The organism is Chryseobacterium sp. CBSDS_008, assembly GCF_049959325.1.
In the GTDB taxonomy this organism is placed as follows: Bacteria; Bacteroidota; Bacteroidia; order Flavobacteriales; family Weeksellaceae; genus Chryseobacterium.
The window spans coordinates 4,710,460-4,724,799 of record NZ_CP188202.1 but is presented as its reverse complement, the minus strand read 5'-3'; the positions used below and the strand labels follow the sequence as shown (position 1 = coordinate 4,724,799).

Annotated in this window: 13 protein-coding genes; 6 read left to right on the top strand and 7 right to left on the bottom strand. The window is 37.2% G+C overall.

Features of this window, described 5'->3' with window-relative positions:
• Nucleotides 1–397 precede the first annotated feature (397 nt).
• The 7 genes from ilvA to folP all read right to left on the bottom strand — a co-directional run bounded on the left by ilvA (nucleotide 398) and on the right by folP (nucleotide 8,660).
• Entirely contained in the window at nucleotides 398–1,660 is a 1,263-nt protein-coding gene (ilvA, locus tag ACP3T3_RS21395; RefSeq protein WP_426479998.1) for a threonine ammonia-lyase IlvA, read from the bottom strand.
• Nucleotides 1,661–1,671: 11 nt separating this feature from the next.
• A complete protein-coding gene (gene ilvC, locus ACP3T3_RS21390) occupies nucleotides 1,672–2,718 on the bottom strand; it encodes a ketol-acid reductoisomerase (protein WP_126654036.1) in 1,047 nt (348 codons plus the stop codon).
• A 47-nt stretch (nucleotides 2,719–2,765) separates the two neighbouring features.
• Nucleotides 2,766–3,047, bottom strand: a complete 282-nt coding sequence (locus ACP3T3_RS21385; protein ID WP_062671248.1) for a hypothetical protein — start codon at nucleotides 3,045–3,047, stop codon at nucleotides 2,766–2,768.
• 9 nt (nucleotides 3,048–3,056) lie between these two features.
• The gene (gene ilvB, locus ACP3T3_RS21380; RefSeq protein ID WP_426477723.1) at nucleotides 3,057–4,781 is read right to left on the bottom strand and encodes a biosynthetic-type acetolactate synthase large subunit; all 1,725 of its coding nucleotides are present in this window, start codon (nucleotides 4,779–4,781) and stop codon (nucleotides 3,057–3,059) included.
• Nucleotides 4,782–4,784: 3 nt separating this feature from the next.
• Nucleotides 4,785–6,467, bottom strand: coding sequence for a dihydroxy-acid dehydratase (gene ilvD, locus ACP3T3_RS21375; RefSeq protein WP_426477722.1), 1,683 nt, complete (start codon nucleotides 6,465–6,467; stop codon nucleotides 4,785–4,787).
• Nucleotides 6,468–6,647: 180 nt separating this feature from the next.
• Entirely contained in the window at nucleotides 6,648–7,520 is an 873-nt protein-coding gene (gene ilvE / locus ACP3T3_RS21370) for a branched-chain-amino-acid transaminase (protein ID WP_426477721.1), read from the bottom strand.
• A 369-nt stretch (nucleotides 7,521–7,889) separates the two neighbouring features.
• A complete protein-coding gene (gene folP / locus ACP3T3_RS21365) occupies nucleotides 7,890–8,660 on the bottom strand; it encodes a dihydropteroate synthase (RefSeq protein WP_426479997.1) in 771 nt (256 codons plus the stop codon).
• A 495-nt stretch (nucleotides 8,661–9,155) separates the two neighbouring features.
• Here folP and ACP3T3_RS21360 point away from each other — a divergent pair, with 495 nt between their 5' ends.
• From ACP3T3_RS21360 to tpiA, 6 genes are all read left to right on the top strand, one after another.
• Nucleotides 9,156–9,722: a DUF1599 domain-containing protein gene (locus ACP3T3_RS21360; protein ID WP_426477720.1), complete on the top strand. Its 567-nt coding sequence runs from the start codon at nucleotides 9,156–9,158 to the stop codon at nucleotides 9,720–9,722.
• Nucleotide 9,723: 1 nt separating this feature from the next.
• A complete protein-coding gene (locus tag ACP3T3_RS21355) occupies nucleotides 9,724–10,833 on the top strand; it encodes a BT_3928 family protein (protein WP_426477719.1) in 1,110 nt (369 codons plus the stop codon).
• Between the two features lie 150 nt (nucleotides 10,834–10,983).
• Nucleotides 10,984–11,331 carry a TerB family tellurite resistance protein gene (locus ACP3T3_RS21350; RefSeq protein ID WP_110009238.1) on the top strand — a complete coding sequence of 116 codons (348 nt, stop codon included), beginning with the start codon at nucleotides 10,984–10,986 and terminating at the stop codon, nucleotides 11,329–11,331.
• A gap of 187 nt (nucleotides 11,332–11,518) precedes the next feature.
• Complete coding sequence (locus ACP3T3_RS21345) at nucleotides 11,519–12,907, top strand: AAA family ATPase (RefSeq protein WP_426477718.1); 1,389 nt, start codon at nucleotides 11,519–11,521, stop codon at nucleotides 12,905–12,907.
• Nucleotides 12,897–13,574: a DUF4276 family protein gene (locus ACP3T3_RS21340; RefSeq protein WP_426477717.1), complete on the top strand. Its 678-nt coding sequence runs from the start codon at nucleotides 12,897–12,899 to the stop codon at nucleotides 13,572–13,574. The genes ACP3T3_RS21345 and ACP3T3_RS21340 overlap by 11 nt, the downstream gene beginning before the upstream one ends.
• Before the next feature lie 3 nt (nucleotides 13,575–13,577).
• Nucleotides 13,578–14,336, top strand: coding sequence for a triose-phosphate isomerase (gene tpiA, locus ACP3T3_RS21335; RefSeq protein WP_426477716.1), 759 nt, complete (start codon nucleotides 13,578–13,580; stop codon nucleotides 14,334–14,336).
• Nucleotides 14,337–14,340 lie beyond the last annotated feature (4 nt).

Here is a 14,340-nt window from a genome sequence, read left to right as displayed (position 1 = left end):
CATTTGACAGTGCCAAAAACACAAAGAGGCTGCCTCAAAGGCGAGACAACCTCTTTTTCATCATTGTGTTTTTAGACTCTGTTTTTAATACGAAATAATTTACTGCTGAATATTTGAAAACATTAAAAAAAAATTTTAATTAATTATACTTCTTTTGCCTTGAAGCAAAAGAAACAAAAATTCAAGACTTAGAAACTTCCGCTAAAAATGAAATCTGTTCTCTAAAAACTCTAAACTCGTGCGGAAACAGTCTATGTTTAGAATCACCTATTGACCCCGCACTCAAACAACAGAGTTTTTTTAACGTTCACAGCATTCATTTTCTTAACGCTTCAGTTTCTTATGTCATTTGATATTGTTAAAAAAGAAACATTTCTCTTTTTTGATCTAAATTCTTTTAAATAAGAAGGTTCATCAGCGAAGGATCATTGTTCAGATAGTTAACAAAGAAATCATTTTGTTTCATCTTATTGATCAATGGGGTGAAATCTTTACTTTGTTTCAAAGCAATTCCCACGACTGCAATTCCCTTTTCTTTCGAATTTTTCTGAGTATATTCAAAATAGGTAATATCATCATCAGGGCCCAGCACATCTATCACAAAAGTTTTCAATGCTCCGGGACGCTGTGGAAATCTGACCAGGAAATAATGCTTTAATCCAGCATACAGCAATGCTTTTTCCTTGATCTCTTCCATGCGGGTAATATCATTATTGCTTCCGCTGATAATACACACTACATTTTTACCTTTTATTTCCTCTCTGTATCTTTCCAATGCTGCTACTGAAAGCGCTCCTGCCGGTTCTACTACAATAGCATCTTTGTTGTACAGTGACAATATGGTTTCACAGACGAGTCCTTCATCTACCGTTGCCATATCGTACAGGATATTCTTACAGCGTTCGAAAGTAATATCTCCTACCTGCTGCACTGCTGCTCCGTCAACAAAACGGCTTATTTTTTCGAGAAGAACAGGTTTTCCTTTTTCAAGGGCTTTTTTCATGCTTGCTGCTGCGGAGGGTTCTACCCCAATAATCTTTGTTTGTGGAGACAAATGCTGAAACACCGTACAGATTCCTGCTGCCAGTCCACCACCGCCTATCGGAACAAAAAGGTAATCAACTATACCTTCTGCCTGTTCCAGAATCTCAAGTGCTGTTGTGGCCTGCCCTTCAATAATCGCCGGATCATCAAAAGGATGAATAAATGCGCTGTTATGATCTTTACAAAACCTCATCGCAGCATCTTTTGCTGCATCAAAAGTATCTCCGTAAAGAATGACATCGATGTATTCTCCACCGAACATTTTCACCTGTTCAAGCTTTTGTCCGGGCGTTGGCAAAGGCATAAAAATCGTTCCTTTCACCTTCATGGTCTGGCATGCAAATGCAACCCCCTGCGCATGATTTCCGGCACTGGCACAAACAACCCCTTTTGAAAGTTCTTTCTCAGACATGGTGGCCATTTTATTATACGCTCCTCTTATTTTATAGGATCTTACCCTTTGAAGATCTTCTCTTTTAAAACGGATATTCGCTTCGTAAATCGCTGACAGGTTATTATTGACAGCCAAAGGTGTTTTTACCACTACATCTTTTAATCGTTCCCCCGCTTTATAGACATTCTCTAAAACGGAAGAACTTACTTCCTCTTTCATCATCTGTTTAGTCATTAATTGTTTTCGGGTCTCAGGCTTCGTACCGTCTTGCCTGCTTTCCACATTTCGCTTTCTCTCAGCTCTGTAAGTTCGGCTTCTAATTTTTCACGATAATCCGGCTTGCTGTTGCTGTCGATTGAACGTTGTGCTTCGTTTCCTTTGGCTACATTATCATACAGTTCTTCAAATAAAGGCGAAGTAGCATCTCTGAAACGCTTCCACCAGTCCAAAGCGCCTCTTTGAGCTGTGGTGCTGCAATTGGCATACATCCAGTCCATTCCGTTTTCTGCTACTAAAGGCATTAATGACTGGGTCAGCTCTTCTACGGTTTCATTAAAAGCTTCGGAAGGGCTGTGTCCGTTTTTTCTCAATACATCATACTGAGCGGCAAATATTCCCTGTACAGCTCCCATCAATGTTCCACGTTCTCCGGCAAGGTCGCTGTATACTTCTTTTTTAAAGTCGGTTTCAAAAAGATATCCGCTTCCGATCGCGATTCCTAATGCTGTTACCCTTTCTCTGGCTTTTCCTGTTGCATCCTGATAAACGGCAAAACTGCTGTTCAAACCTCTGTCCTGTAAAAACATTCTTCTCAATGATGTTCCTGAACCTTTTGGTGCTACCAGAAATACATCTACATCGGCTGGAGGAACAATTCCTGTACGCTCGCTGAAGGTAATTCCGAAACCATGAGAAAAATACAGTGCTTTCCCTGGGGTAAGATGCTGTTTTACTTTCGGCCAATATTCTATCTGTGCGGCATCACTCAGAAGATAGCAGATAATAGTTCCCTTTTCCAGTGCTTCTTCGATTTCGAATAATGTTTCTCCCGGTACAAATCCGTCTGCCACTGCTTTATCCCATGATTTAGAGTTTTTTCTCTGTCCTACAATCACATTAATTCCGTTATCTTTCTGGTTCAAAGCCTGCCCGGGCCCCTGTACACCATACCCGATCACTGCTACGACTTCATTTTTTAATACTTCCTGAGCTTTTTCCAACGGGAATTCTTCTCTTGTTACTACATTCTCCTCTACTCCTCCGAAATTCAATTTTGCCATTTTTTTTGATTTTATTAATTATTGATTATAATGTTTGATTTTTGCGCCTAGCTGGCATATTCTACAGCCGTCAGATATGGATTTCTGTGATAATGTACTTCCAGAACGTCTACCTGCTTTTCCATTTGTCTGCTGATCTTCTGAACAGAGTCTTCCGTTTCTCTGATTACGATAACAAACTTTTTTACCTTTTCGATTTCTGAAGGACCTACATTAAAGGTCACCATAGAAATTCTTCTTCTTGAAAAAATAGCATTGATACGGCTGATCAATCCCAAATAATCTTCTGTATACGCTGTAATGGTATATTCTTTATGATCTGTTTTCATCTTTTATTTTTAAGCTTTATTATTTAATACAATCTCCGAAACACTTTTTCCCTGAGGGATCATCGGAAATACGTTGTGTTCTTTTCCTGTCATTACTTCGAGGAGGAAAGATCCTTTGTGATCCAGCATTTCACGGAGCGCCCCTTTCAGGTCTTCTCTCCCGGATACTTTCTTTCCTGATATGCGGTATCCCTTTGCCACCTGAACAAAATCCGGGCTCTGAATATCTACTGAGGAATATCTTTCTTCATGAAACAGTTCCTGCCACTGTCTTACCATTCCCAGATAACAATTATTCAGAATTAAAATCTTTACTTCCGGATGGTACTGCATAATGGTTCCCAGTTCCTGAATGTTCATCTGCGCTCCGCCATCCCCCATCACGGCAATAACAGGACGATTGGTCTCTGCATAAGTTGCTCCTATTGCAGCAGGAAGACAGAATCCCATTGTTCCCAGCCCTCCGCTTGTGACGTTGGTTCGGGAATGTTTGAAATGAGAGTATCGGCATGTTGCCATCTGATGCTGTCCCACATCGGTTACAATCACTGCCTCACCTTTTGTCATTTCATTCAGACAACGGATAACCTCTCCCATTGTAATCTCGCCTTCTTCAGGATAAAGCTCTGAGTGGATGAGATTAATGCTTTCAATTTCATGACATTTTTTAAATCTTTCATGCCAGTTATGATGTTCTCTTTTTATAATCCTTTCCGTAAGAAGAGGAAGCGTGTGTTTACAGTTTCCAAGAACCGGAACATCGGCTTTTACATTTTTATTGATCTCAGCGTTATCAATATCAAGGTGAATGATTTTTGCCTGTTTTGCATATTGATCCAATCTTCCGGTCACACGGTCATCGAAGCGCATTCCAACAGCAATCAGAACATCGCATTCATTGGTTAATATATTCGGGCCATAGTTTCCGTGCATCCCTACCATTCCTACAGCTTGTGGGTGATTGGTGGGAATGGCACTCATTCCTAAAACAGTCCATGCTACCGGAATTCCTGATTTTTCTGCAAACTGCAAAAACTCTTTTTCCGCTTTCCCCAGCATAATCCCCTGTCCTGCTATGATGAATGGTTTTTCTGATTCATTGATCAGCGATGCCGCTTTTTCAATACTTTCAAAACATGGATCAGGATCCGGTTTATAGCTTCGCAGTGAATGGCATGGAGAATATCCTTTATAATCAACAGACTGCAGCTGGGCATTTTTGGTCACATCAATCAACACAGGACCGGGACGGCCGGATTTTGCGATGTAGAATGCTTTTGCCAATACTTCGGGAAGCTCATTAGCATCGGTCACCTGATAATTCCATTTGGTTACCGGGCTTGTAACGTTCATTACATCTATTTCCTGAAAGGCATCAGTTCCGAGAAGATGTTCAAAAACCTGTCCTGTAATACACACCAAAGGGGTATTATCCAATAGCGCATCTGCCAAACCGGTTACAAGATTGGTCGCGCCGGGACCGCTGGTTGCCAATACAACCCCCACTTCTCCTGAGACTCTTGCCAGACCTTGTGCCGCATGTACTGCTGCCTGCTCGTGGCGTACCAGTATATGTTTCAGGTTCTCCTTATAGTCGTAAAGGGCATCATAAATAGGAATAATAGCACCTCCCGGATATCCGAAAACGGTTTTCACGCCTTCCTGAAGAAAGGCTTCAAGAATGATCCGGCTTCCGCTCAGTTGTATTTCTGTTGATATATTCAGGTTTTCCATATTTTATTGAGTGATTTCGTCTGTTACACAGCCTTCTGCCGCTGATGATACTGTTAATGCATATTTATAAAGCAATCCTTTCTGTACTTTAAGAGGTGGTTTTTGCCAACCTTTCTTTCTTCGTTCTATTTCTTCTTCTGAAACGTTGAGTTGTATCGTGTTGTTTACGGCATCAATTTCAATCAGGTCATCATCATTTACAAAAGCTATAAGACCTCCTTCATGAGCTTCCGGAGTGATATGTCCTACAACAAAACCATGGGTTCCTCCGCTGAATCTTCCGTCTGTAATTAAAGCAACGCTGCTTCCCAGACCTGCTCCTATCAGTGCGCTGGTGGGTTTCAGCATTTCCGGCATTCCGGGAGCTCCTTTCGGGCCTTCATGACGAATGACAATGACATCACCATGCTGTACGGTTCCGTCCTGAATTCCTCTGATCAGATTTTTTTCGCCATCAAATACACGGGCCTTTCCTACAAAACGTTCTCCTTCTTTTCCTGTGATCTTCGCTACACTTCCCTTTTCAGCAAGATTTCCATATAATATTCTCAGGTGCCCGGTAGCTTTTACAGGTTCAGATAATGGTTTAATAATTTTTTGTGTATTAAAATCAAGATCGGGAACATTTTCTAAATTCTCGGCTAATGTCTTTCCGGTTACCGTTAAGCAATCACCATGTAATAATCCCTGATTTAAAAGGTATTTCATTACTGATGGTATTCCTCCGTGTTCATACAGATCCTGCATCAGGTACTTTCCGCTTGGCTTAAGGTCTGCCAATACCGGAGTTTTATCACTCATCTTCTGGAAATCATCCTGAGTAAGCGATACTCCAACACTTTTTGCCATGGCTATAAAATGCAGAACTGCATTGGTGCTTCCTCCAAGAATAACAATCATGCGAAGGGCATTTTCAAAAGCTTTGCGGGTCATGATATCGGAAGGTTTGATGTCTTTTTCCAATAATATTTTCAGATATTTACCTGCCTCAAGACATTCTTCCTGTTTTTCTTTGCTTAAAGCAGGGTTGGATGAAGAATACGGAAGACTCATTCCCAATGCCTCAATAGCAGAAGCCATTGTATTGGCAGTATACATTCCGCCACATGCTCCAGCACCTGGACAGGAATTCTTTACCACCCCATCAAAATCTTCTTCAGTGATTTCTCCTGCAATCTTTTTACCTAAAGCCTCGAAAGCAGAAACAATATTAAGCTGTTCACCTTTGTAGCAGCCTGGAGCAATAGTACCTCCATACACCATGATGGATGGTCTGTCCAGTCTTCCCATCGCAATAATAGTTCCCGGCATATTTTTGTCACAACCCGGCAATGCGATCAATCCGTCATAATACTGTGCTCCACAGATCGCTTCTATACTGTCTGCAATTACATCACGGCTTACCAGGGAGTAACGCATTCCATCTGTTCCGTTGCTCATTCCGTCACTAACTCCGATGGTGTTAAAAATTAATCCGGCTAACCCATGATTCCATGTTCCTTTTTTTACCACCTGAGCAAGATCATTCAAATGCATATTGCAGGTATTCCCATCATATCCCATACTGGCAATTCCAACCTGAGCCTTTTGCATATCCTCTTCTGTAAATCCTATCCCATACAACATGGCTTTGGCTGCGGGTTGTTCGCTATTCTGCGTGAATGTTTTTGAATATTTGTTTAACATATTTTTTCCTTCATTTTTTGTTCTTTTCTTCTCCTTGACAGGAGTTTTTTATTAAATTTTGATCCAAAACTACATTTTGTAATATTCTTTTCATTTTCATTTCTTCTGAAAATTACAATATTCAATCGTTTGGATAGTATATTCATTTTATTGATAATCAGGTAATTAAATTCTAAAAATTTACAATGACAGAACTCTTACCAATTTCAGATAGGCCTGCTGTACTTTTTCACTTGCTGTACTTTCCCAGTCTTTGGCAAAAGGGACATCATCCAGTGAATTCAGGGCCACAATTTCCGCTGCTGTACCACAGAAAAAACCTGCATCTGCACCTCTCATTTCTTCCGGTTTAAAAAAAGTTTCTTTTACAGGAATATCAAGCTCATTACAAATTTCCATTACGGTTTGTCTTGTGATTCCCGGAAGGATGCTTCCTTTGGCCGGAGTATATAAAACCCCGTTTTTTTCGTAGAAAACATTGGCACCAGAGCTTTCGGCAACGTTTCCGTTCTCATCCAGCACCAGCGCTTCGTCATAACCTTTGTCTTTGGCATCCTGGCAGGCCAATATTGAGTTTACATAATGACCTCCTACTTTGGCTTCCACCCTGAAAGCTTTAGGATTAGGCCGTTGAAAAGGAGACGTCATGATTTTCATTTTATCTGCCAGATAGCCGTTATTCCATTCCCAGGCAAGAAGCGACAGATAAGATTTTTGTCCTTTTGAAAGTGACATATTGGGTGAACATGTGACCAACGGACGGATATAAGCATCTGTGAAACCGTTGCGTTCCAGAAGTTCATAAGTAAGATCTGTAAGCTGTTCTACAGAATAATCAAAGGGAATGTGCATCAGTTCTGCTGATCTTTTCAGTCTTTCGTAGTGTTCTTTTGCTTTAAACACCTTGGTTCCCTGATCTGTGCTGTAGGATTTAATTCCTTCGAAAACAGAATAGCCATAGTGAAGTGACTGCCCGTAAAGATCTGTTCCTGCATCTTTCGCTTTCATAAATTTTCCGTCAAAGTAGATGGTCGTGTCGTCGTTGTAATACATGTTATAAGGTTTAAAAAAATTAAAATTGGGAATAAAAAAAGCCCTCTCACGTTGTGAGAGGGCTCAATATATGTACAGTCATACACTTTCCTTCTCACAGACGCAAGGGAATAATAATGACGATAATAATTACTGATACTAACTGATACATACTCCTGTACTTTAAAAAATTAAAACAAAAAAAACCGTTTCATAATTTGAAACGGTTCTATATATAATTTAAATTAAAATCTATTTAAAATGCCGTTTCCTTCCTGTTGCTAATGACAACAGCAATAATAGAAATGACAATAATATTTTTCTGATTCGTAAAATTCATATTGCAAATGTATAAACTTTTTAATTACTCACAAGTTTTTTTCACACTTTTTATTTTTTTCGTAAAAAATGAATCAATGTTTCCTTTGCTGCAGCTGCGTCATGAACTCTTACAATCTTTGCGCCCTGCTCCAGAACTTTCATATGAAGCTTCTGAGTTTCTTCATTGATATCCAGAGGGGATTTTCCAAGAGGCTTATAAATAAATGACTTTCTGGAAATGCCTATTAAAAGAGGAAATTTCCTGAACCCAAGATATTCAACTTCATGGATCATTTTCATCTGATCTTCTCCTGTTTTTCCAAAACCAAAACCGGGATCAAGAATGATATCATTCACGCCTTTTTCTAAAAGTTCTTTCGTTTTTTTAGAAAAATATTGGTTTACTTCCAGTGTAATATCTTCGAAATGTATTTTATCATGCATGGTTTTGTAAGATGGATTTACATGCATGAGGATGTAAGGTAGTTTCGTATGAGCAGCGGTATCAAACATTTCTGTATCATACTGCCCGCCTGAAATATCATTGATGAGATCAATTCCTTCATTGAATCCGAATTTCACTGTTTCTGCGTAAAAAGTATCAAGGGAAATCAAGGCTTCCGGGAGCTCTTTTTTGATCAGAGAAATGATATTCCCGATTCTGTTTATTTCTTCTTCAGCACTTAAAAACTGGGCGTTGGGTCGTGTAGACTGAGGACCGATATCCAGTATTTCGGCCCCATCTTTTAACAGTTTTTCTGCATGTTCCAAAGCTGATTTTTCACTATTGAATTTTCCACCGTCAGAGAAAGAATCCGGTGTCAGATTGAGGATTCCCATGATTTTTGGAGTGTCAAGCTGTACCAATCTGCCGTTGCAGTTGATTGAGTAGGTTGGAGAGTCTGAGGGTTGGAGGGTTGAAGAGTTGGAGAGCATGAGTTTATGATTGATGAATGATAATTGATAATTGATTTTTGCTATCCTGCAAAATTAGTGATTTGTGAGTTGGTAATGAGAAGAAATCAGAAATTATAGGCTGGAAATTAGAAGCTGGAGGTTGGAAGCTAACTGCGCACTCTCAAACCTCAAAACCTGGTAAATCGAATCTTGAAATTCTTTCCCCAAACACGCTCTTACCCTAAAACCCTCTTACCCTCAAACTCTAAAACTCTAAAACTCTAAAACTCTAAAACCAACTACTCGAACCCCGAACCACGCACCACGAATCCGAAACACTCCAACTCTCCCACCCTCAAACCTCTCACTCACAAACTCAGCTCATCAAATTCAAAAATCTAAAACCGAATTCGTATATTTGGAAGATTAAGAAAATTTATGCTAAAAACATCAGTACAGTTCGAGAAAGTTATCAGTCAGTGCCGTGATCTTTTCGGGAAAAAATTACAGGATTATGGTGCAGCATGGAGGGTGTTAAGACCAAGTTCCATTACAGATCAGATTTACATCAAAGTCAACAGAATCCGTACGCTGCAGATGACTGATAAAAAAATGGTGGATGAGAGTGAGGAAGATGAATTTATCGCCATTGTGAACTATTCTATCATTGGGCTTATTCAGCTGGAGAAAGGCCTTTCCAATGATTTCAATGAAAATAAAGAAGAAATTTTAGGTTTGTATGACCAATATGCTAATGAAGCCAAGGCTTTAATGGAAAGAAAAAATCATGATTATGGTGAGGCATGGAGAGATATGAGAATTTCTTCGATTACGGATCTTATTTATCAGAAAGTATTAAGAACAAAGCAGATTGAAGATAATCAGGGAAAAACAATCGTTTCGGAAGGGCTTGACGCCAACTATTTCGATATGCTGAATTATGCTGTCTTCTGTCTTATTAAATTCTCAGAAAAAGAAAATCAATTCGAACCCAAAAATATTTAATATGATCAAAGGTTTATTACGCTTTATTATTGCTGTTATTTTTATCCTTTCGGGCTTTGTGAAAGCCGTGGATCTGGTAGGTTTTTCTTTCAAAATGGAAGAATATTTCTCTCCCGCAGTTTTCAACATGCCGTTTTTAGAAAAGTTTGCCCTGCTATTTTCTATTATCGTAGTGGTATTGGAGCTTTTCTTAGGATTTATGCTGCTGCTAAAATTAAAGCTTAAACTGACCTTATCCATATTAATTGCGCTTTGTATTTTCTTTGGGTTTCTTACATTTTATTCAGCTTATTTCAATGTGGTAACAGATTGTGGATGTTTTGGCGATGCCATCAAGTTTACGCCTTGGCAAAGCTTCCTTAAAGATGTCGTGCTTCTTGTAGGATTGATTATAGTATTTGTCCTGTACAGAAAAGATTTCCATAAAAAAGATGAGTATGGAGTTACCCAGAAAGAGTCCTCCAATACATTTAAATATATCCTTTTAACGGTCTTTTCGCTTGGAATGGTTTACGTGATGGCACAGGGAATTATGCATGAACCGATTATTGATTTTCGGGATTATAAAATCGGGACCGATATTAAAGGTGAAAAAGCAAAAATTGACAAAAACCCTTCCGAATACAAGACTTTCTACTCCCTGAAAAACGAGAAAACAGGACAAACTGTAAAGGTAAACCAGGATGATTATATCAAAAAAACTGAATACTGGGCAGAAGGTTCTCCATGGAAAATTGAAGATGGGAAAAATGAATCTGTACTGATTAAGGAAGGCTACAAATCTGAAATTGTAAAATTTAAAATTGAAGACCCTACGGGAATGGATGTTACGCAAGAAATCATTAATGCACCAAAAGCCGTTTTGGTTTTTTCATATCATCCAAAAGATATTCCTGCGGACCTGCTTCAGAAAGTGGAAGCAAAAGTAAATGCACAGAAAGGCGTTCTTATTTATGGAATCTCAACAGAGCCCAATACTTTTAAAACAATCAGGAATCTACTGATGGACGGAACTGCCATCAAAACGATAGCAAGGAGCAACCCGTTTGTGCTGATCCTTGAAAATGGAAAAATTGCAGACAAACAGCCTGCGAAGGACTACGTTAATTAATTATAAATGATGAATGATGAATTATAAATGATAGGTGGCTGCGACAAATAATTGACATCAATTATCAATTATCAATTATCAATTATCAATTATCAATTATCAATTATCAATTATCAAATTTAAACACTAAACCTAAACATACAACAACTCATGCAAAAATCAAATAAATCAATCGCCGGCTATCACCTGTTAATGATCCTTTCTTCTGTAGACGGAGAGTTTGCTCCTGAGGAAGGAATGCTGGTACAGCAATATCTGGCGGATGAATTTCCGTTCAGAATGAACCTTGACAACGAGCTGGATACATTAGCTCTTTTACAGCCTGAAGAATGGAAAGACCATTTTGAATTCCATGCGAGATGTTTCCATGAGGATTCTACAGAGGACGAACGCGTGAAGTTTGTTCAGTTTGCAAAATCGCTGATCAAAGCAGATAATAAAGTAACTGAAGAAGAGCATACATTCTACGTTTTGCTGAAAAACCTTTGGGGATTATAGCATAAAAAATATATAACAAACAAATAAAATCTAGTATTAAAAACAGAAATAGATTACAATCATGAGAAGTATTCAGAGTTTTTACTAAAGAATATTGCTCCAGTAATACTTTCATGTTTAAATTAGAAGGTATCAATAAATAATAACTAAATTTGTTATGTCTTTCTAGAATAAATAATTTTATATTATGATTACAAAGATTAAGATAAATGGATTTAAATCGTTTCATAATTTTGAAATGACGTTTACTCCTTTTACGATAATCGCAGGTACGAATGCTTCTGGTAAAAGTAATCTTTTTGATGCCTTAGAATTACTTTCAAAACTTGCAGAATTTGATAACATAAAAAAAGCACTCCAAAGTCAAAGAGGTGATTTCCTTGAATTATTCAGTATGTATGATAAAGGAATATATGCTGATTTAATGGAATTTGAAGTGGAAATGCTTGTTAATCAAAAAGTTAAGGATGCTTGGGGAAATGAGGCAGTTCTAAAATATACAAGACTACAATATCAATTAAAGTTAAAAAGATTTATAAGTTCATCTGGATTAGATGATATTGTTGTAGTTCATGAAAAATTGATCAACCTAAAAAAGGACAATGAAGATAAATGGATCAAAATAATTCCAAAAGATAAAATAGAGTTATGGAGGCCAAAGGTAGAAGGGAACAGAGGAGGAAAACCATATCTTGATACAATAAAAAAAAATGAAATAGATACAGTAGTTATTCACCAAGATGGCTCAAAAGGTACATTTCGTCAAATTCCAATTGTAAATGCTAATAGAACTGTTTTAAGTAGTATAGATAATGTAGACTTCAAACATGTATTAGCAGCAAAGGAAGAGATGAAATCTTGGAAATTTTTACAATTAAACCCAGATGATCTAAGAGAACCAACTAGTAAAAGCAATGGTGAAGATGAAATTACAAGTTCTGGTAAAAATTTGGCTGCAGCACTTTACAGGATCTCATTGAATAATGACTTTGCATTAAAAGAAATTTCAAGAAAATTAAATAAATTTTTGCCGCAATTTATTGATGTAAAAGTTTTTGATGACAAAGAAAATCGTCAATTTATTATTAAGCTAATTGATGTTGATAAGAAAGAATATACCTCTCGTGTACTTTCTGAGGGGACATTAAGAATTCTAACATTATGTATTCTAGAATATGATGACCATTTTGGAAGTTTACTATGTTTTGAAGAACCTGAAAACGGAATTCATCCTGCTAGAATTTCAACAATGCTTGATCTATTAGCTGACTTAAGTACTGACTTCTTTGATAATGAGTTACCTTTGAAGCAAGTGATAGTAAACACTCACTCCTCTGTATTAGTAGGGAATTTCTGGACAAATTATAGTGATGATAAAAATAAATCTCTTTGGTTTAGTAAAATGGTGACAAAAATTGATTTCTTTGATAATAATAAAATAAAATTTGAAACAACAAAGTTATCCCCTGTTGATAAAAATTTCATTGCAGAATTATTCCCGGATAGAAAGGTTTCAATATTAGATGTACAAACTTATTTAGATAAGGGAAATTTTTCTTTAGAAAATGAGAGGTAATCAATTATTTATAGGTCTAATTTCAGAAGGTTCTACTGATAACAGATTTTTATTTTCTGTTATAAAAAGAACTATAGATGAAATAATTTTTGAATATGGCGGTGCAACTGAAATATATATTGAGGAAATAAAAAAAGATGTAGGGAAACCATTTATAAAACAAATTATTGATGCCAATAAAAATTATCATAAAGAAAGTTTTATAAATATACTTTTAATACACAATGATTCCGACTATCAAGATGATTCAAGAGTATTAAGTGATAAATTTCTTCCACTAATGAATGAAATCAAATTAGTTGCAGACGAATTAGTGTGTAAAGAAATTATCCCAATAATTCCTATTTACATGATAGAAGCTTGGATGTTAGCAGACATTGATCTTTTTCTTAATGAAATTTCTTCTAATAAAGATAAATCAGAATTAAAACTAAATGGGGATCCTGAGTCTTTTAAAGATCCTAAAGAAAAGATAAAAAAAGCTTTACAAATTATTAATCAAGAAAAGCCCAAAAAAAGGAGAAAAGATTTACAAATAAATGAACTTTATCAATTAATTGGTCAAAAAGTTGAGATCAGTAAATTATTAAATCTTAATTCTTTTAAAAAATTTCATGATAATTTATGTGATTCTTTAAACAAATTCAATTTTATATATAAAAGATAAACTATGAGAAGAAAAATAGTTGCAGGCAACTGGAAAATGAACAAAAATGTAATTGATGCACAACAATTAATGATTCAGTTACTAAGCTATAAAAATAACAATGCTACCCACTGTGAGATTTGGATCGCTCCGCCAGCTTTATATTTAATGATGGCGAAAGACATTTTTGAAAAGGATGAGATCGGTGTATTTTCTCAGGATATGAGCGAGCATGAAAGCGGTGCTTACACAGGTGAGGTCTCTGCAGACATGTTGGAATCTATCGAGGCAACCGGTTCATTAATCGGGCACTCTGAAAGAAGACAATATCATGGAGAAACAGATTCTCACTGTAACAGAAAAATCAAATTAGCTCTTGATAAAGGTCTTATTCCTGTTTACTGTAACGGGGAAACTCTTGAACAGAGAAAAGCGGGACAGCACTTTGAGGTAGTAAAAAACCAGACTGAAGTAGCCCTTTTCACACTTTCTGCTGAAGAGATCAAAAAAGTAGTGATTGCTTATGAACCGGTTTGGGCTATTGGAACAGGAGAAACGGCAAGTCCGGAGCAGGCTCAGGAGATCCATGCTCACATCAGAAACATTATTGCTGCTAAATACGGACAGGAAGTTGCTGACGAAGTTTCTATTCTTTACGGAGGTTCTGTAAAACCGGACAATGCTAAAGAAATCTTCTCTCAGCCTGATATCGATGGAGGTCTTATCGGTGGAGCTGCTTTGAAGCTTGAAGATTTTTCTAAGATCATTGAGGCTTTTAACTAATATC